The sequence below is a fragment of the Actinomyces sp. Marseille-P3109 genome, assembly GCF_900323545.1.
In the GTDB taxonomy this organism is placed as follows: domain Bacteria; phylum Actinomycetota; class Actinomycetes; order Actinomycetales; family Actinomycetaceae; genus Actinomyces.
In genome coordinates, this window is the sequence record NZ_OOHN01000008.1 from 1626567 (window position 1) to 1645585 (window position 19019).

Consider the following 19019-nt stretch of genomic DNA (forward strand, 5'->3'; position numbering starts at 1 on the left):
CGGCACACAGACGATGTGAAGGAGTCCCATGCAGGTCACGATCGGAATCAAGCATGTCAGCCGCGAGCTCTCGCTGGAGACCTCCGACTCGCAGGACAAGGTGCTGGCCGCTGTGGCCGACGCCGAGACCAAGGCCGTTACCCTCACCGATGACAGGGGCAGGAAGGTCTTCGTCCCGGCCGGCTCCCTGGCCTACGTCGAGCTCGGTGAGGCCGAGCCCCGCCGGGTCGGCTTCGGTATCTGAACCTCTTCTTCTCGCCGACGGCGCCGTCTTCCAAGCCGGGAGGCGGCGCCGTCGTACAGCAAAAGCAATCGTGAGGATGACAGTCGTACAGCAAAAGCAATCGTGAGGATGACAAGCGCGCAAGGAGCCCAGATCTGGCGGACAGCAAACAAACAACTCCGCCGTTGATCTGGGCCCCTACCGTTGTGCTCAGCGTCCTACGAGGACACTGAGATCAACATCCCGGAAGGCCGGGGAGTCGGGCGGTTACAGCCGCTCGGCTCCTCACCGTGATCCCACACCAACGGCTACGAGGCCAGGTCGGGTCGAGGCTCTTTGAGGCGACGAACCGACTCGGCAGAAACAGGACCGATCAGCATGAACCTGACGGAGCAGTTCGCTCGCATGGCAACCGGAGCGATGTATGACGACCTGACGCCCGAGCTCATCACAGCGCGAGTCGAGGCCGTCCAAGCCACCGACGCGTATAACCGCTCCTATGGCCGGCCCGTTGAAGAACGAGAGCCCTTACTGCGTCGGATCGTAGGGTCGATGGGCCGTGAGGTGAACTTCGAGCCGACATTCCGGTGCGAGTTCGGTCGCAACATCCACCTCGGTTCTCGTTTCTTCGCGAACTTCGACTGCATCATGCTCGACGGCGCCCCCATAACCATCGGGAACAACGTGCTCCTGGGCCCCAAGGTCGGCCTGTACACCTCCAACCACGCGCTGGATCCTTGTGAGCGTGCCGACGGCGCCTGCAGAGCCCTCCCGATCACGATCGGCGACGACGTCTGGATCGGCGGCAACGTCACGGTCCTCCCCGGCACGACCATCGGCTCGGGCAGTGTGGTCGGTGGAGGCAGCGTCGTCACCCGCGATGTCCCGCCTGGTGTCATCGCGGCGGGCAACCCGGCTCAGGCGATCCGAGACGTGACCGACGCCGATCGCACCGGCTATCGGCCGATCCACTGACACCCCGGCCCGACGCCAGGTCACCTGCACTGATCCCTCGCCCTCCCGTCGTAGGGAAGCCGGTCGGTACAGTCGCTCTCATGAGGTCACCTGTGATCGCGGCTGTGTGCGCCGGCTCGTTCCTCGCCAACGGTGTTCTGCAACTGTTGCTGGCCCTGGGACTTCCTCTGGGACGGTTCGTCCTAGGCGGGGCCTACACCGTCTCCCCTCTCATGCTCAGACCGGTCAACCTCGCCTTCTCCTTGGCCTGGTCCGGATGTGCCCTGGCGTACCTCAGGTACGGCGCGGTGCTCGGCGTTCTTGACAACACCGTGCGGAACCGGCGCCCGGCGTTAGGCTGGGATGTATGGACCAGCAGGACGGCCGACGGGGCCTGCTCGCTCGGTGGATCGCGGAGTCGCAGCGCATCGTCTTCTTCGGTGGCGCCGGGGTCTCGACCGAGTCGGGGATCCCGGACTTCCGGGGCGCCAAGGGCTTCTACCACCAGGATCGTGAGATTCCCCTGGAGCAGGTGCTCTCCATCGACTTCTTCACGGTGAACCCGCAGGCGTACTGGGAGTGGTTCGCTCAGGAGAACGCCCGCGAGGGCGTGGCCCCCAACGCGGCCCACAGGTTCGTGGCCGACCTGGAAAGAGCCGGGAAGCTGTCGGCCGTGGTCACGCAGAACATCGACGGTCTCCATCAGCAGGCGGGCTCCGAGCGGGTCCTCGAGCTGCACGGCAACTGGTCGCGCCTGACCTGCACCGGCTGCGGTGAACGACTCTCGCTCTCCGACGTCGACGACGCCCGCTCCGGCGCGGTTCCCCACTGCCCCGCCTGCGCCTCGATACTGCGACCAGACATCGTGTTCTACGGGGAGATGCTGGACGGAGACGTCATCGAGGGCTCCGTCCAGGCGATCGCGCAGGCGGACCTGCTGATCGTGGCCGGCACGAGCCTGGTCGTCCACCCGGCGGCAGGCCTCATCGACTACTACACCGGCGAGCGCCTGGTCCTCATGAACGCGACCCCCACACCCTACGACTCCCGCGCCGACCTCATCGTCCGCGAGCCGGTCGGCCAGGTCTTCCAAGAGCTGGAGCGCCTGGGGCAGCGGCCCTAGCCGATCCCCTGGTCCTCGAGGTCCACGTAGCGCTCGGGCGCCTCGGCCTCGCTGAGCGTGGCCGCGTAGTCGGGCACCTCGTGCTGGAGGGTTCGGTCAGTGCGGCGGTAACCCGACGACGGCAGCGAGGGCTTCTTAGGGAACTTCAGCTCGGGGCGCTGCACGTGCTCGTAGGGAATGGACTCCAGCAGGTGGTGGATCATGTTGATGCGCGCCTTGCGCTTGTCCGCCGACTCCACGACGTGCCAACGCGCGGAGTCGATGTCGGTGTGGACGAACATCTCGTCCTTGGCGCGCGAGTAGTCCTCCCAGCGGGGCAGAGCCTCCAGGTCGGTCGGTGAGAGCTTCCAGCGGCGCATGGGATCGGTCATCCTCGACTTGAACCGCTTGTACTGCTCCTTCTGGGGCACGGAGAACCAGTACTTGCGCAGCAGGATGCCGTCGTCAACGAGCATCCTCTCGAAGACCGGGCACTGCTGGAGGAAGCGCCGGTGCTCCTCAGGGGTGCAGTAGCCCATGACGTGCTCGACGCCGCCGCGGTTGTACCAGGAGCGGTCGAACAGGCAGATCTCACCGGCCGCCGGGAGGTGCGCGATGTAGCGCTGGAAGTACCACTGGGTGCGCTCGCGCTCGGTGGGCATGGGAAGCGCGACCACGCGCGCAACACGCGGGCTGAGGTACTCGGTGATGCGTTTGATCGCCCCGCCCTTGCCTGCCGCGTCGCGCCCCTCGAAGATGACGACGACGCGGGCTCCGGTGGCCCTGACCCACTCCTGCATCTCGACCAGCTCCGCCTGCAGCCTCAGCAGCTCGGCCTCGTACAGGAGACGGTCCATGGTGGGGTGCTTCTTTGCCATGCTTGTGAGTTTGGCACAGATCCCACCCGAGTGCGCAGACAACCCGACAATCTCCGCGCAGACAGAGCAGAGGAGCCCGATCCTGGGAAGGATCGGGCTCCTCTGGAGTGGTAGCGGGGGCAGGATTCGAACCTGCGACCTCCGGGTTATGAGCCCGGCGAGCTACCGAACTGCTCCACCCCGCGTCGGTGAGACCAACTTTAAGCGCCGCGCCGCCCTCAAGGCAAACAACGAGGGCGTGCCCTTGCTCACCGCCCGGTGAGGCGGGTCGCAGGGCACGCCCTCATGATGCCGCCCGAGTGCGCTCAGCCCATCTTCTGCTGGGCGGCGATGGCCCGGTTGACGGCGTCGTTGAGGCGCTTCTGCGCCTCGCCGTAGGCCGCCCAGTCACCCTTGCTCCTGGCGGTGTCCGAGTCACTCATCGCGGTCTGGGCGTCAGAGAGGGCCTGGTCGAGCTCCGCCTTCGGATCCGAGGCTCCGGAGGCCGACGGGTCCGTAGACGCAGACGCCGGCGCGCTCGCGGAGGCCGTGGGGTCGGTGCTGGGCGCCGGCGATGCCGCTCCGCCGCCCGCCGTCGGATCCTGACCGTCGGTGGACTCATTGGTGTCATTGGCCGCGCCGGCGTCGCCGTTGACGGCCTGCTCCCCCGTCGTCGCCCCGGAGTTGCCGCCGAAGACCTGGTCGAGCGCCTCGGAGAGGGTGTCGGCGAAGCCGACGTTGTCGCCGAAGGAGACCAGCACCTTGCGCAGCAGCGGATACTGCGTACCGGAGGAGGACTGGACGTAGACCGGCTGGACGTAGAGCAGACCGCCTCCCACGGGGAGCGTCAACAGGTTGCCCTTGATGACCTGCGAGCCCTGCTGGGAGAGCAGGTTGAGGGTCGTGGAGGCCGCCGGGTTGGAGTCGAAGATGTTCTGCACCTGGCCCGGTCCGGAGACGTTCGAGGACCTCGGCAGCTCCAGGAGTCTCAGCTTGCCGTAGCTCGAGCTGCGCTCCCCCTTTCTCCCGGTGCCGGGGGACGTCTCGGAGTCCACCGCGAGGAAGCCGGTGAGCACGTTGCGGTTGGTGTTGCCGCCGATGATGTAGGCGCTGGACAGGGAGAAGCTCGCCTGCTCCTGTCCCGGCATCTTGAGGGTCAAGTAGTAGGGGGCCTGCTGGTCCTGTCCGGGCGTGGTCGGGTCATCCGGGATCTTCCAGAAGTCACCGCCGGAGTAGAACTCAGCGGCGTCGTTGACGTGATAGCTCGCCATGATGGTGCGCTGGACGTTGAACAGGTCCTCCGGGTAGCGCATGTGCGCGATGAGGTCGGCGCTCATCTGGCTCATGGGCGTGACCGACCCGGGGAAGACCTTCTGCCACGCCTTGAGGATCGGGTCCTTGTCATCCCACTGGTAGAGCTTGACCGATCCGTCGTAGGCGTCGACGACGGCCTTGACGGAGTTGCGCACGTAGTTGGACTCCTCCGGCGCCCCGAGCAGCCCGCCCTGGCCGTCCGCGGTGGCCGTGGCCCTGGCCAGTGACTCGTGCTGTGCGTAGGGGTAGTTGTTCGTCGTGGTGTAGCCGTCGAGGATCCACATCACCCGCTTGGGCGTGGCCGGGTTGTCGTCATGGTCGACGACGGCCGGGTAGGGGCTGTTGTCCAGGGTCAGCCAGGGGGCCACCTTGGAGACGCGCTTGGCCGGGTCCCGGTCGTAGAGGATCTGGGAGCCCTGGCGCACCTCCTGGGAGAAGAGGATGTTGGGCTCCTGGAACTTGGCGGCGTAGAGCACCCGGTTGAGCGGGTTGGACACGCTCGGTCCGCCGTTGCCGGTGAAGGTGGTGTTGACCTGACCGGTCTTGGACTCGTCGTCGGGGTAGTCCAGCTCGCGCGGTGAGCCGTTGTCCTTGCCGCCCACGATGGAGTACGACGGCGAGTACTGGCCGAAGTAAATCCGGGGCTCGTACTCGCCCAGGTCCCCCTTGGACGGGATGCCGCCCTCCCAGAAGGAGGGGTAGCCGCCGGAGGCCACCGTGTTGCCATAGGCGTTCACCACGCCGTAGCCGTGGGTGTAGACGGTGTGCTCGTTGACCCAGGTCCGCTGCCCCTGGCCGAGACCGGACAGGTTCAACTCACGCACCGCGATGACCGTGTCCCGGCTGGTGGAGTCCACCTTGTAACGGTCCACGTTGAGGCGGTCCGCGAAGGAGTAGTACTGCTTGTTCTGCTGGAGCTGCTGGAAGGTCGGTGAGACCAGGCCCGGGTCGAGCAGGCGGATCGAGGCGGTCGACTCGGCGTCCTTCTCCAGCTGGCCGGCCGTCGCGGTCGTCGTGGCGTCGTAGTTCGTGGTCTCCACGTTCTCCAGGCCGTAGGCGGCCTTGGTGGCGTTGATGTTGCGCTGGATGTACTCGGCCTCCTGGCGCTGGGCGTTGGGGTCGACGACGAACTTCTGGATGACCAGCGGGTACGCCGTCCCCACCACCAGGGAGGAGACGATCATGACTGCCACACCGATGATCGGCAGACGCCAGGAGCTGGAGCGCACCGAGGCGATGAACAGGATCGCCACGGCCAGTCCGATCGCGGCGAGGATCGCGTTGGCCGGGATGACCGCGTTGACGTCGGTGTAGTTGGCGCCGTCGAACTTGGAGTTGGAGGCGTACAGAGCGCCGTAGCGCCCCAGCCAGTAGCCCACCGCCCGGATGACGGCGTACAGGGCCAGGAAGACCGCCAGGTGGATCCGTGCCGCTTTGGTGAAGTGGGGCCTGCGCACCACGGAGATGCCGCCGTACAGGTAGTGCACGACGACGGAGGCCACCCCGGAGAACAGGACGACGCCGGACAGGAAGGACACGAGCGTCAGCACGGCGGGCAGGACGAAGACGTAGAAGGAGATGTCGATCCCGAACTGGGGGTCCTTGATGCCGAAGGACTGTGAGCTGAAGGCCAGGAGGACCTCGCGCCAGCTCGGTGCCAGCTGCCAGGCCGAGCCGAACGGGGCCAGCACCGCCGGCACCGCCCAGGTCAGACGGCGCCGCAGAGGCTCGATGACCGTGCGGTAGACCTCGAGGTTGCGGGTGGCCTCGTCGTCGGGCACCCCGATCTCCCGGGCCCGGTAGGCCGTGGTCATCGAGGCGAAGACCGCCCCGAACATGACGGCGAAGCCCACGAGGAACAGGGCGATGGCGGCGATCCACTGCGTCCACAGCACACGGGCGTAGCCGATCTGGCTGAACCAGAGGACCTCGGTCCACACCTGCGACATGATGGCGATGATGACGGCGATCGCGGCGATGATCGAGATGGTCAGAGCCAGGGGCCCGGGGCGACGGCCCCCGGTCCTGCCGCGCGGCTTACGGGGAGGGCGGATCCCGCCTCTGCCCATGCGTCCCAGACCGAACAGTCCGGTCCTGTCTTCCGTTCTCTTCTGCCTGGACGAACCGGCAGGCCTGCTCGAGGACTCGTCGGAGGACGTGTCTCGGGACTCGTCGTCGGGCGTGGTGCTCACGATCCTGCTCCCTGTCTGACGTACGTGGTGGCGCTGCGTCGCACATTGCCCGGCGCGGCGCTATCGGCCGGAAGGGCCGCTTGGGCCATCGTCCCACACACCACTGACACGCCCATAACCTTCTCCAGGACGAGAAACCCACCTCTGCCGGCCGCAATGCGACCGGAACAGCGACTCGCAACGCGGCGTCCGTGCCATGCAGGCGGGCAGCACCACCGGTGAGACGATGAGGGTATGACTGACTCGATGTCCGCCCCGGACCCCGCTTCGCGCCCGTCCGTTCCCGGGTCTTCGCCTGCCGAGACCCCCGCATCCGACGCGGGCAGGGAGGCCTCCCCTCGCCTCCGGGCCCTGGCCCGAGCGGTGACGGAGACGGAGGTCCACGTGGCCGTCTCCGGCTGGGACCAGCCGGTGCGCGTCTTCGCTCTGGTGCGCATCGCCGCTGCCATGGAGGCGGACCCGGACGTGGCCGGGTTCCTGGAGGCCGCCACTGTGGAGGAGGCTCGTAGAGATCCCGAGCTGCTCATGGTGGTGGAGCAGGAGGGGCTGCCGGCCGCCGCGGACCTGGAGCACCTGCTGGCCCAGCTGGCCTGGCCCGAGTCCGTCCACGGCGTGGCTATCGGCATCGAGCGCCTGGTGCTGCCCTCTGCGGCGCAGGAGGAGGCCGATGCCATCACCGACGCCGCCGAGCGTCTCGCCTTCCTCCAGGCGCGCCCCGACCGCGAGGACATCCGCATGGTGGTGGGGGTTCTGCGCAGCGGGGAATCCTGGTGCGCGCTGCGCTCACGCACCCATGACGACGACGCCTCGATCTACCAGGGCGAGCAACTGGTGCCCGGCCTGGTCGAGGCGCTGGCCACCACCTTCCTGTAGCTGTCACCGGCGGGGAGTCCAGCGGGCTGGTGGCTCCACGGCCTCGTCCCGGTCTGAGCCGCCTCATTCCGGTCGACGCCGCCGCAGGGGTCTGTCCCGTCTCAGTCCGTCTCCGGGTCGCCGGATTCGTCAGAGCGGTCATCGCGGTCCGTGCCGTCGGAGACTGCGGACTCACCGGCCTCACCGAAGTCCTGGGAGGCGTCGTCGGCGTCCCCGGGGATCCTGCCGCCCAGTCCCTTGGGGCTGTTCTCATCGGCCTCTTTCGCTCCCTCGGCGTACCCGAGGGTGCCTTCCAGGAGGGAGGCCAGGTCGGCGTCGATCTCCGCGTCGATGTCCTGGGCCATGCGCCGCATGGTCAGGAAGTCCTTGGGGTTGGCGAGCTCGGAGGCCGTGGGCATGACGTCGGGGTGGTTCCAGAAGGCGTCGCGCTCGGCGTCGCCGGCCTGGGCGCCCAGGTGCGACCACAGCTCGGCGGCCTCGCGGGCCCGGCGGGGACGGAAGGTCAGTCCGATGAGCCGGGCGAATACCTGCTCGGCAGCTCCGCCCTGGGCGCGGCGCCGGCGCATCATCTCGACCAGGGCCATGAGGTGGGGCAGGTGAGGTGCGGCCGCGCGGGCGGTGACGACCTCGACCCACCCCTCGACCAGGGCCAGCAGCGTCTCCAGGTCCTCGAGGGACTCCCGCTGGGCCGGGGTCTCCTGAGGCGCGAACAGTCCGCTCTCGAGGGCCTCGCGCAGCGCGTCGGGGTCATTGGGATCCACCTGCGCCACCGCCGACTCCAGGGTCTCGGTGTCGATGCGGATCTCCCTGGCGTAGGCGGCCACGGCCTGGAGCACCTGTCCGCGTAGCCACGGCACGTGGGCGTAGAGGCGGGCGGTGGCGGCCTCTCGAACCGCCAGGAACATGCGGACCTCGTCCTCGTCGATCTCCAGGCCCTCGGCGAAGGCGGCCACGTTGGAGGGCACCAGTGCGGTTCCCGGCTCCCGGGTCAGCGGCAGGCCGGTGTCCGTGGCCCCCAGAGCCTCCTTGGCGAGCTCGCCGATGGCCTGGCCGATCTGGAGCCCGAAGGCCGTGCCCGCCATGGTGCGCATGATGGATCCGAGCGCCCCCATCTGCTGGGCGGCCTGGCTCATCTCTGCGGGCATGTCGCGGATCTGCTTCTCCAGGGTGCGGGCCAGGGCGGTGGTGACGGCCTCTGCCACGGGGGCGCACACGTCCTTCCACACCGGCAGGGTGCGCTCGACCCAGGTGCTGCGGCTCCAGGCCTCCCGCTGCCCGGGGGCGGGCATGAGCTCGGTGGCGGTGTCGAGCCACAGGTCGGCCACCTGAAGGGCCTGGCGCGTGGAATCCGCGACCGCGGCGGTCACCGTGGGGTCGCCGTCGCCTCGGGCCTGCTGGAGAGCCAGCTCCTGGCCCATCTGCCAGTTGACCGGCTCAGCGGTGGAGGCGGAGAACATCTGCTGGAACTGGGCGCGCATGGCCAGCAGCTGGGCGGGGCTGAGCTGGGAGATGTCGCCCACGCCCGGCATCTGGGCGACGGAGCTGGGATCGACCCCTGACGAGCGCAGGGCTCCGACGGCGTCAGAGGCCATCTGCTCGCCGAAAAGTGACGCGAGCATCTTCTCGAGCTCGTCGAAGGCGTCCTCGCTCACGGGTTTCCTCTCAACGGGTCGTCCTGGGACATCGTCTGGACACTGTCTCTAACGGCCTTATGGTCCCACCCATTCCTGTGCCGGGGCCATGTTCTGTTCGCCAACGGCGTGCCCGCCGCCGTCCCGGCATGCCTCCGTTCTCCTCCGTGTCGTCATTGTGTCAACTTCGTGCCAAGTTCGTATCGATAACTGTCTCTCTTCCCCAGGAAGATGTCGCATGATGAGCGCGTGACGCACCCAGATCAGCACGGCGCCGCCGACGCGGCTGTCTCAGTCGGCTCCGGACGCCCCACGTCAGCCCGGGCGAACGAGAAGGGCCTGCCCGGCCAGGCCGGGCAGGCGGGCATTCAGGACGTGGAGCCTTCCGGAGAGGACCGGCGTCGGCGCAGGCTGCGGCGATCCGTGGCAGCCGGGACGTTCATCCTGGTTGTTGCCCTGGTCGTCGCCGTCTTCATGGTGCCGGTCAACGCGGTCATCGAGGCCCCCGGCCCCACCTGGAACGTGCTGGACAACGGTTCGTCGTCGGACCAGGACGTCCTGAAGGTGTCGGGCACCGAGACCTATCCGACCGAGGGGGCACTGCGGATGACGACCGTCTCGGTGTCGGGCTGCCCCGGCTACCCGGTGACGACCGCTGATCTCATCGCCGCCTGGTTCTCGTCGGACAAGCGGATCGTGGACCGCAACGAGGTGTGTCCCCAGGACCAGAGCGCCGAGCAGGTCGAGGAGACCGGTAAGGCCCAGATGACCGCCTCGCAGGACTCGGCTGTCATCGCCGCGCTCATCGAGACCGGCATGGCCGGCGCCATGCACCTGACCGTCACCGAGGTGACCGAGCAGCAGACCTCCACCGAGATCCAGGCCGACGACGTCCTGGAGACCATCACGCCGGAGGGCGGCCAGACCACCACGATCACCTCCTTCTCCCAGCTGCGCGAGCTGATGACCACGATCCCGGAGGGGACGCGGGTCACGCTCGGCGTGCGCCGTGGTGAGCAGCAGGTACCGGCCGCGCTCACCACGATCGCACCGCAGGAGGGAACCACCGGCTCGCTGCTGGGGCTGAGCCTCAGGGTCTCCGTGGACAGTCAGGTGGAGGCCACCTTCGGCCTGTCCGACGTCGGCGGGCCCAGCGCCGGGATGATGTTCGCCCTGGGGGTCGTTGACGAGATCACTCCCGGTTCCCTGACCGGGGGTAAGGACATCTCCGGGACCGGGACGATTGACATGAATGGTCAGGTCGGCCCCATCGGGGGCATTCAGCAGAAGATGGCGGGGGCCCGCAACGCCGGATCGACATTCTTCCTGGCCCCGGCGAGCAACTGCGAGGAAGTCAAGGGCCATGAGCCCGAGGGGATGCAGGTCTTCGCTGTGAGCACCCTGCACGAGGCCGTTACCGCCACCGAGGCGATCGCGTCGGGCAACACGTCCGGCCTGGCCACCTGCTCCGCTCAATGACCATGATGTCCATGCACCGCTTGCCTCATTGGTAACTTCACCGGCCTTGTTCCTTCCCGCCCGATGGCCGGCTGCTGACCGGGGCCGATGATGAGGACTGAGCAGACCATTGGGGCCCGACTCGGGAGGGTTATCCACAGGTGAGCGGTTGCCTCTGGCCGCCGCGGGCCGGGGCGTGCCACGCTCGGGCTCAGGTCTTGACGCGGTAGTCGGGGCCGCGGGTTCCTTGCGTCCTCACGCGGGCGCCGGGGAGGGCTTGAGGAGGCACGATGCGTATTCGAGGCGGGTGCGCCGTCCTGTGGCGCCAGCAGGGCGTCAGCCAGATCGGCACGGCCCCCGGGCGGCGCACCATCATGAAGGACCTGAGCCTGGCCGAGCAGCGGCTGCTGGACGAGTTCGCGCGATCCCTGGAGACCGGTGGCGTCTACCGGGCCGCTCGGCGCAGCCGGGTGCCGGTGGTGCGGGCGCGGCAGATCGTCGAGGACCTGGAGCGCCAAGGAGCCTTGGTCTCCTCGGCGACCAGTGAGCTCGGCGGGGCCGACGGCGTCTACTGGGACCGGCTGGGTGTTGACGCCAAGGATCGCGGCACCGCCCTGTCCCAGGCGGTTCTGGCGGTGCACGGCGTCGACGCCCTGGCGCAGGAGGCCGCCCTGTGGCTGGCGGAGGCCGGGGTGGGGACGATCCTGTCCACGCGGGCCCCCAAGGACGGCGGCCTGGAGCCGCTCCTGTCGGCGCGCTTTCCCGCGCTGAGGACGCGGGCGCCGCTGCGCACCCGCCCCGACGTGATGGTGACGGTGGATGCGCACGTGGTGGAGCCCTTGCTCGCCCGCAGGCTCGCACAGGAGGGCATCATCCACCTGCCGGTCGTCATTGGTGAGGCGGGGGTGCGCATCGGCCCGGTCCTGGGCGGTGACGGCCCCTGCTCGACCTGCCTGGACCTGTGGGAACGGGACGCCGATCCGTGCTGGCCTGCGCTGGCCACGCAGATGCGCACCCTGGCGATGCCCGACGTCGAGCACCTGGTCCTGCACGAGTCGGCGGCACTGACGGCTCGGGCCGTCATCGACACGGTCCTGGGACATGCGGCTGGCATCAACGCCAACGGGGACGACGCCGACCCGGGCAGCGAGCCGAACGGGTGCTCAGCCACCTGGTGGGCCACGCACTCGGTGGAGGTCACCGGCCAGGAGCCCCTGGGACGGTGCCGGTCCTGGGAGCGCCACCCCGAGTGCCTGTGCTCCCAGCTGTGAGCGGCGCCGAGCCACTCAGATGCGCACCCGGTCAGTTCCCGGCCTCGAAGTCCCGCAGGAGGGCGAGGACCGGTCCGCCGTACTCCTGGAGCTTGGTGGCTCCCACGCCTCGGATGAGGGAGAGCTGGGGCAGGCTGGTGGGCTTGACCACGGCTATGTCCCGCAACGTGGCGTCGGCGAAGACTGTGTAGGCGGGCTTGGAGCGCTCCTTGGCGATCTGAGAGCGCCAGGCCCGCAGCTCCTCGAACAGGGCGATGGTGCGAGGATCGTTGTTGGCCTCGAAGTCGGCGGCGGACTGCCGGGATCGCTCTCTGGCGGACTGCCGGCCCTGACGCCGGGAGGTGTCTCGGGCTCCGTGAGCGGTGGGCCACAGGCCGTCCAGGAAGCGGGAGGGCTTCCGGGCGGCCCGGCCTCCGGCGTGACGGGCGCGCGCGTAGGAGATGACGAGGTGCTCTCGGGCGCGGGTGATGCCCACATAAAGCAGGCGCCGCTCCTCCTCGATGGCGGCCTGTCCCTCGGCCAGGGAGATCGGCAGCAGGCCCTCGCAGGCGCCCGCGAGGATGACGGCGTCCCACTCCAGGCCCTTGGCGGCGTGCAGGGAGGAGAGGGTGACGCCCTCGACGGTGGGGGCGTTCTGGGCGTCGGCGCGCTCTCGCAGCTCGGTGTGGAAGGCGTCGAGGTCGGCGCCGCGGGTCTGGGACATCTCGTCGGCCAGGGCCACCAGCGCGTTGAGGGCGTCCCAGCGCTCGCGCACGGCTCCGCGGGGGGCGGGCGGCTCCTCGCTCCATCCCTCGCGGGACAGGACGGTGCGCGCGTCCTGCCCGAGGTCGCCGCTCAGGGTGGCCCTCTCGGTGCGGGCGGCACCGAGGATGACGGCCATGGCGCGCTTGACCTCCTCGCGCTCGAAGAAGCGCTCGCCGCCGCGCACGAGGTAGCCGATCTGGGCGCCGGCCAGGGCCTGCTCGAAGACCTCGGACTGGGAGTTGGTGCGGTACAGGATCGCGATCTCGCTCAGGGGGACCCCGGCGGCCTGCAGGCGGTGCACCTGGGCGACGGCGCCCTCGGCCTCGGCGACGTCGTCGTCGTAGGTCTCGAAGCGCACGGCGGGGCCGCTGGGACGCTGGGCGACCAGCTCGACGGCGCCGGCGGGCAGGTGCAGGCCGCCTCTCCCGCGCCGCGAGCGGGAGAGGACCTGGTTGGCCAGGGAGACGACCTGCGGGGTGGAGCGGTAGTCGCGGCTCAGGCGCACGGTGCGCGCGCCCTCGTAGCGGGTGGGGAAGCCGGTGAGGAAGGCGGGTGTGGCCCCGGTGAAGGAGTAGATGGTCTGGGAGACGTCGCCGACGACGCACAGCTGTCGGCGCCTGCCCAGCCACAGGTCCAGCAGGCGCTGCTGGAGCGGGGAGACGTCCTGGTACTCGTCGACGACGAAGTGCTTGTACTGGCCGCGCACCTGGGAGGCGATGTCCTCACGGTCCAGGAGGATGCCGATGGTCAGCAGGAGCACGTCCTCGAAGTCGATGACGCCGCGCTCGCTCTTGGCCTCCTCGTAGAGGGCCAGGACCTGGGCGACCGTGGCCGACTCCTGCCCGGCCACGCCCGTGCGGCCGGCGGCGACGGCGGCCTGGGCGTAGTCCTCGGGCAGAGTCATGGTGACCTTGGCCCACTCGACCTCGGCGGCGAGGTCCCGCACGGTGGCCCGGTCGGTGGGCAGGCCCAGGCGACGGGCGGCGGCGCCGACCAGGGGCGCCTTGTGGGCCTGGATGTCGGGGCGGCGCCCGCCGATGGCGGTGGGCCAGAAGTAGGTGAGCTGGCGCAGGGCGGCGGCGTGGAAGGTGCGGGCCTGGACGCCGGGGACGCCGAGGTCGGCCAGGCGCGAGCGCATCTCACCGGCGGCGCGGGCGGTGAAGGTGACGGCCAGGACCTGGGTGGCCTGGTAGGCGCCGGTGGCCACGCCGTGGGCGATCCGATAGGTGATGGCCCGGGTCTTGCCGGTGCCGGCACCGGCAAGGACGCACAGGGGACCTTCGAGGTGCTCGGCGACCTCGCGCTGGTCGGGGTCGAGGGCCTCCAGAAGGCCGGCGGCATCCAGCTGGGCGCCGGGCCGGCGGGTCGGCGTGCCGATCGGGTCGGGGCGGGAGGTGGTCGGGCTCATCGGGACCAGCCTGCCACGGGTCGGTGACAAGAATCGGCGGCGGTGAGGAGACCGCGATGGAAACCGGTCGGCGAGGGCCGGCCGGCCAAGACCGGTCAGGTCGGTGCGATCGGCTCAGCAGACGTCAGCTGACGATGGGGCCGCCGTACCAGTCCTCAATGAGGAGACGGGCGATGGAAGTGGGACCGGGCAGAAGGATGCTGCCGTCGCCAACACCAGCGGTGAGCTCGTCTCGGGAGACGAGACGGGCCTCGACGACCTCCTGGCCATCGGGGCGGGGCAGGTCCTCGCCGGGGGCCAGGCGCGCCCGACAACCGAGCATGAGGGAGCGCGGGAAGGGCCAGGGCTGGGAGGCAGCGTACTCGACCTCGGCCACGCGCAGCCCGGTCTCCTCCCGCACCTCGCGGGCGACGGCGGCCTCGACGGACTCTCCGGCCTCGACGAAGCCGGCCACCACCGAGTAGCGCCGGGGCGCCCAGGCGGCACCGCGCACGAGGAGGAGCCGGTCGGACTCGTCGACGACCGCCATGATGACGGCCGGGTCGGTACGCGGGAAGTGGATGGTGGCGCAGTCGGTGCACCTGCGGGCCCAGCCGGCCTCGATGGTCTCGGTGCGTCCGCCGCAGGCCGGGCAGTAGGCGGAGCGGGCGTGCCAGGCGGCCAGGGAGGCGGCGGTGGTGGCCAGGCCGGCGTCGCGGGCGGTCATCTGGGCGCCCATGGCCCGCAGGGCGGAGAGCGGGTAGCGCTCCAGCAGGCGGCGCAGGTCGGGGTGGTCGACGGCGGTGCCCTCGGCGTCGGAACCGGTGGCGGGCGGTTCGGGGGCGTCGGGGACCTCCAGGGCCGGGGGCACGACGACGGCGATCCAGCTGGGACCGGCGGGTGCGCCGTCGTCGGAGAGCTCGCGGCCCATGTAGAGGACGGTCAGGTCCGGGGAGTAGGTGGGCGCCGAGGCTCCGAGGTAGCCGGCGCGCAGATCGGGCAGGCCCCAGCCGCTGCGGGTGCCGGGACCCTCCCAGACGGTGGCGCCGGGACTGCCGATGAGGCTGGGTGGGGTGAGGCCGTCGTCGGGCAGATCGGGGTGAATGGCGGGGCCGGTCAGGGCGACGCGGCCGCGGGCATCGACCAGCAGCAGGCGGGTCTCGGGGTCGGCGGCGAGGCGCTCCAGCAGCCCGGGCTCGCTGCGCCGCTCGGCGTCGCGGTCGGTGGCGGAGCGGGACAGGGCGAGCTGGTCGGTGCGCATGGCCTCACTCTTCCATCCTGTGGTGCGACGTGCACATGGGCACACCTATACCGATAGGAGAAAAGTATCGGCCCCCGGCAGTGCCGCCCGGACGCCCTGACGGTACCGGAGTCAGTCCGAGAGGATGGCCTCGAACTCCTCCTTGGAGGCGTAGGAGGACTGGGTGCCCCGCTTGGTCACCGAGTCCGCCGAGTAGCGGTTGGCCATCTCCAGGGAGGTGGCCGTATCGCCGGTGGAGACCAGGAAGTGGCTGAAGCATCCGATGAAGGCATCCCCCGCACCGGTGGTGTCGCGCGCCTCGACCGCCACGCCGGGGATGAGCCGGTCCTCGGTGCGGGTCATCCACAGGGCGCCGCGCGAGCCCAGGGTGACGATGACATTGGCGATGCCCACCTCCAGCAGGACCGCCGCGGCGTTGCGCACGTCGTCGAGGCTGTCCACGGGCATGCCGGTCAGCAGGGACAGCTCGCTCTCATTGGGCACGATGTACTGACAGTCGCGCACCTTCTCCAGCTCCAGGTCGGGCTGGGCCGGGGCCGGGTTGAGCAGCACGGGGATGGAGTGGCGCTTGCCCAGGGCCACCGCCTCGTAGACCGTCTCCAGGGGGATCTCGAGCTGCAGGACGATGAGCCGGCAGGCAGCGATCCGGTCCTCAGCACGACGCACATCCTGCGGACTGAGCAGGGCGTTGGCCCCCTTGACGATGAGGATGGAGTTGCACGACTCCTCATCGACGAAGATGGGCGCCACCCCGCTGGCGGCCTCGGTGGGCAGGACATGGGTGGTATCGATGCCGTTGCGCCGGTAGTTCTCGATGGTGCTCTCGGCGAAGAGGTCATTGCCGACCCGGGTGAGCATGAGCACTCGCGAGCCCAGCCTGGAGGCGCTGACCGCCTGGTTGGCGCCCTTGCCGCCGAAGCCCATGGCGAAGTCGGGCGCCTCCACGGTCTCGCCCTCGCTGGGCATGCGGGTGATATAGGTGATGAGATCCATGTTGCTGGAACCGATGACGGCGATGTCCTTGCCGCCCCCGCCGGCGCTGCTCGCGGCGTCTGTGAGATTGGTGCGATCGGCTGCCATGTCAGTTCTCCTTGAGTCCCGTGGTCACAGTGAAGGACCGGCTCTCGCCCGCCCCGAGCATGATGAGGGTGCCCGCCTCTCGGGCGGCGATGAAGCCCTCTGGCCGGGAGGTGCCCGGAAGGACGAAGGAGGCCACCTTCTGGTCAGGATTGTGCAGGATCCAGCGCGTGGCCGCGGGGAAATCCTTGCCCGAGAAGCGGGTTTGGAAGACATGCCCCTGGGGGGAGGCGAGCTCGAAGACGAGCTCGTCGTCGTAGCGCTCCAGACCATCGGCGAAGTAGACGATCTCGGGGTCGAAGGCGGTAGCCCCCTCCAGGGAGTCGGCGTCCATCTTCCCGGCCAGGATGTCCTCGTTGATCCTGTCCCACTCGGGATTGGGGGTCACATGCGCGGGTACGGTGCGCCGCAGCTGGAAGGAGCCCTCGGGCAGGGACTGGCTCATGACGCCATCGGGCACGAAGGCATAGTTCATGTGGCACATGTACTGCAGCGGCATCGGGGCGTAGGCCGAGAGGTTGGCGACCCGCATGCCGATGGTCATCATGGAGGAGCCCACGCGCATCTCCACATGGGGCTGGGCCCGGTAGTGGCTGCCGAATCCCATGACGTACTCGTAGGAGGAGACGATCCGCACGGCGTCACCCTCGACCTCCAACCAGGCCTCGTCCATCGGGGCGCAGGGGAACTCCCCGTGCAGGGGGTGGTCATCCTGCGGCGAGGGGCAGCCGGCGGCCAGCAGGCCCGAGTGGAAGGCGAAGCAGCCGTAGGTGCCGACGATCTCCTGGGCGGGCCGAGGCTGGGAGAACATGTTGTCCATCCGCAGACTCACGCCGTCCATCTGGACATCCCAGATGATCTGGCCCATGAAGGGCAGGACCTCGATCAGGCCCCGGGAGTTGGTCAGCCTCAACGAGGCCACGCCGGAGGGGTAGCGCAGGGCCCGGGCCTCGAAGTCCCGGGAGCGCAGGATGGTACGCGGCTCGGTGGTGAACAGCTCCGGGTGCAGGGGAATGGTGGTCATGTTCTCACTCGGCTTTCTCACGGCGCGCTGAGGCGCGGTACTCGGACAGGAAGTAGACCAGGACGGCGGCGAAGCACAGCAGGGAGACCAGGAAGGAGACCTGCAGGGAGCCGATGGTGTCGGAGACCAGGCCCTGGATGGCCGGGACGACCGCACCGCCGATGATCGACATGACGATGACGGCGCCCCCGGTCTCGGTGTGGCGTTTGTCCTCGATGCTGTCCAGGGTGCGGGCGTAGATGGTGGCCCAGCACGGGCCGAACAGGCCCGAGGTGAGCACCGCGGCGTAGACGGAGGACATATTGGGCGCCAGGACCACCCACAGGAGGGTGGCGACCCCCAGGATCGAGTAGGCCACCAGGACCAGATCCTCGTTGAAGCGGGTCATGAGGACGTTGGCGATGAACTTGCCCACGAAGAAGGCCACGAAGGCGGCGATGACGAAATTGGCGGCGGTGCGCTCGTTGAGCGTGTGATCCAGGTTCAATGCCAGACGGATGGTGAAGGACCATACGGCCGTCTGCATGCCCACGTAGAGGAACTGGGTGAGGATGCCCATGCGGAATCGCCCGTTGCGCGCCAGGTAGGACAGGGTCTCCCCGATGGTGGCCTTGGCCTCCTCATGGCGGTGGTTGAGGGGCTTGCAGTGGGGGAACTGGGTGATGGCCACCACGACGGCCAGGATGACCAGCACCACGATGATGACCCGGTAGGGCGCCAGGGTGCGCTGCAGGGCGGCCTCGGCCACCTGCTGGCGCTCCAGCCCGGTCAGGGAGGCCAGGCGGCTGTGCAGGGACTCGCCGCCGGTGAAGATGAGGTACTTGCCCAGCACCGCGCCGGCCAGGAAGCCCAGGGGCGTGAAGGTCTGGGAGATGTTGAGCCGCAGCGTCGAGGAGCGCTTGGGCCCGATCATCGAGGAGTAGGTGTTGGCGGAGGTCTCCAGGAAGGACAGGCCCACCGCGATGGCGAACAGGGCCGCCAGGAACACCGAGTAGGTGGCCACATGCGAGGCCGGGAAGAACAGCGTGCAGCCCACGATGTAGACGACCAGGCCGATGAGCAGCCCCGTCTTGTAGCTGGTGCGCCGGATGATCCGTGAGGAGGGGATGGCGATGAGGAAGTAGCCGCCGTAGAAGGCCGACTGAACGAAGGCCGAGGCGAAGTCCGACAGAGTGAAGACGGACTTGAACTGGGTGATGAGGATGTCGTTGAGGCTAGCGGCGGCGCCCCACATGGGGAAGCAGATCGACAGCAGGACGTACTGGAACATCGGGGTGCGGTCTAGGTAGCCGTCGGACAGCTGGTTGGTGGGGTCCTTGATGAGCCCCCAGGACGGTGGGGTGGTGCGGGCGGTGCCGCTGGGCGCGGTCGTGGTGCTGCTCATGAACTGCCTCCCGTCAAGGCTCGCCGGGAGTGGCCGGTGCGCCGGGCAGCAGTGGTCGCCTGCGACCCTGGCGAGGTGTGATCGATAATGCGCGACAGTGGTACCACGGGAACTCCTTTGTCCGAATGCACAGCAGCGCCTCGATGACGCCGATGACGCCGCCCCAGCGGCGCCTTCTGCGCTGCCGGGCGTGATGGGAACCGTAAGGGGAAGGTAGCAATCCGCCGGGGGCCGGCACGAGCCCCCGGTGAACGAATGTTCCGCGGA

At 69.1% G+C, this 19019-nt stretch carries 14 protein-coding genes and 1 tRNA gene; 6 read left to right on the top strand and 9 right to left on the bottom strand.

Annotation, left to right across the window (positions count from 1 at the left end; genetic code table 11):
* The first annotated feature begins 28 nt into the window (after positions 1-28).
* From BQ8008_RS07215 to BQ8008_RS07230, 3 genes are all read left to right on the top strand, one after another.
* Positions 29-244 (top strand): DUF3107 domain-containing protein, encoded by a 216-nt coding sequence (locus BQ8008_RS07215; protein ID WP_108833421.1) that lies wholly within the window; start codon positions 29-31, stop codon positions 242-244.
* 357 nt (positions 245-601) lie between these two features.
* The gene (locus BQ8008_RS07220; RefSeq protein ID WP_108833422.1) at positions 602-1198 is read left to right on the top strand and encodes a sugar O-acetyltransferase; all 597 of its coding nucleotides are present in this window, start codon (positions 602-604) and stop codon (positions 1196-1198) included.
* A 346-nt stretch (positions 1199-1544) separates the two neighbouring features.
* Positions 1545-2300 (top strand): NAD-dependent protein deacylase, encoded by a 756-nt coding sequence (locus BQ8008_RS07230; RefSeq protein WP_108833423.1) that lies wholly within the window; start codon positions 1545-1547, stop codon positions 2298-2300.
* Here BQ8008_RS07230 and ppk2 read toward each other — a convergent pair.
* The 3 genes from ppk2 to BQ8008_RS07245 form a co-directional block, all read right to left on the bottom strand.
* Positions 2297-3136, bottom strand: a complete 840-nt coding sequence (ppk2, locus tag BQ8008_RS07235; protein ID WP_108833424.1) for a polyphosphate kinase 2 — start codon at positions 3134-3136, stop codon at positions 2297-2299. The two genes, BQ8008_RS07230 and ppk2, sit on opposite strands and share 4 nt — an antisense overlap.
* Before the next feature lie 129 nt (positions 3137-3265).
* Positions 3266-3342 (bottom strand) — tRNA-Met (locus BQ8008_RS07240).
* 120 nt (positions 3343-3462) lie between these two features.
* Positions 3463-6642, bottom strand: coding sequence for a UPF0182 family membrane protein (locus tag BQ8008_RS07245; protein WP_108833425.1), 3180 nt, complete (start codon positions 6640-6642; stop codon positions 3463-3465).
* 246 nt (positions 6643-6888) lie between these two features.
* Here BQ8008_RS07245 and BQ8008_RS07250 point away from each other — a divergent pair, with 246 nt between their 5' ends.
* A complete protein-coding gene (locus tag BQ8008_RS07250) occupies positions 6889-7515 on the top strand; it encodes a PPA1309 family protein (RefSeq protein WP_442778235.1) in 627 nt (208 codons plus the stop codon).
* Between the two features lie 101 nt (positions 7516-7616).
* On the opposite strand, the gene BQ8008_RS07255 is transcribed toward BQ8008_RS07250, so the two are convergent.
* Positions 7617-9167 (bottom strand): zinc-dependent metalloprotease, encoded by a 1551-nt coding sequence (locus tag BQ8008_RS07255; RefSeq protein WP_108833426.1) that lies wholly within the window; start codon positions 9165-9167, stop codon positions 7617-7619.
* Between the two features lie 210 nt (positions 9168-9377).
* Between BQ8008_RS07255 and BQ8008_RS07260 the strand changes: the two genes are divergently transcribed.
* Positions 9378-10625: a YlbL family protein gene (locus BQ8008_RS07260; RefSeq protein WP_199907953.1), complete on the top strand. Its 1248-nt coding sequence runs from the start codon at positions 9378-9380 to the stop codon at positions 10623-10625.
* Positions 10626-10894: 269 nt separating this feature from the next.
* Positions 10895-11875 carry a hypothetical protein gene (locus tag BQ8008_RS07265; protein ID WP_108833427.1) on the top strand — a complete coding sequence of 327 codons (981 nt, stop codon included), beginning with the start codon at positions 10895-10897 and terminating at the stop codon, positions 11873-11875.
* Positions 11876-11906: 31 nt separating this feature from the next.
* Here BQ8008_RS07265 and BQ8008_RS07270 read toward each other — a convergent pair whose 3' ends face one another.
* The 5 genes from BQ8008_RS07270 to fucP form a co-directional block, all read right to left on the bottom strand.
* Entirely contained in the window at positions 11907-14027 is a 2121-nt protein-coding gene (locus tag BQ8008_RS07270; RefSeq protein WP_108833428.1) for an ATP-dependent helicase, read from the bottom strand.
* Positions 14028-14151: 124 nt separating this feature from the next.
* Positions 14152-15267, bottom strand: a complete 1116-nt coding sequence (gene nudC, locus BQ8008_RS07275) for an NAD(+) diphosphatase (RefSeq protein ID WP_108833429.1) — start codon at positions 15265-15267, stop codon at positions 14152-14154.
* Between the two features lie 111 nt (positions 15268-15378).
* Positions 15379-16347 (bottom strand): ribokinase, encoded by a 969-nt coding sequence (rbsK, locus tag BQ8008_RS07280; protein ID WP_108833430.1) that lies wholly within the window; start codon positions 16345-16347, stop codon positions 15379-15381.
* A 1-nt stretch (position 16348) separates the two neighbouring features.
* Positions 16349-17368, bottom strand: coding sequence for an aldose 1-epimerase family protein (locus tag BQ8008_RS07285; protein WP_108833431.1), 1020 nt, complete (start codon positions 17366-17368; stop codon positions 16349-16351).
* Positions 17369-17372: 4 nt separating this feature from the next.
* Positions 17373-18752: an L-fucose:H+ symporter permease gene (gene fucP, locus BQ8008_RS07290; protein WP_108833432.1), complete on the bottom strand. Its 1380-nt coding sequence runs from the start codon at positions 18750-18752 to the stop codon at positions 17373-17375.
* Positions 18753-19019: the final 267 nt, after the last annotated feature.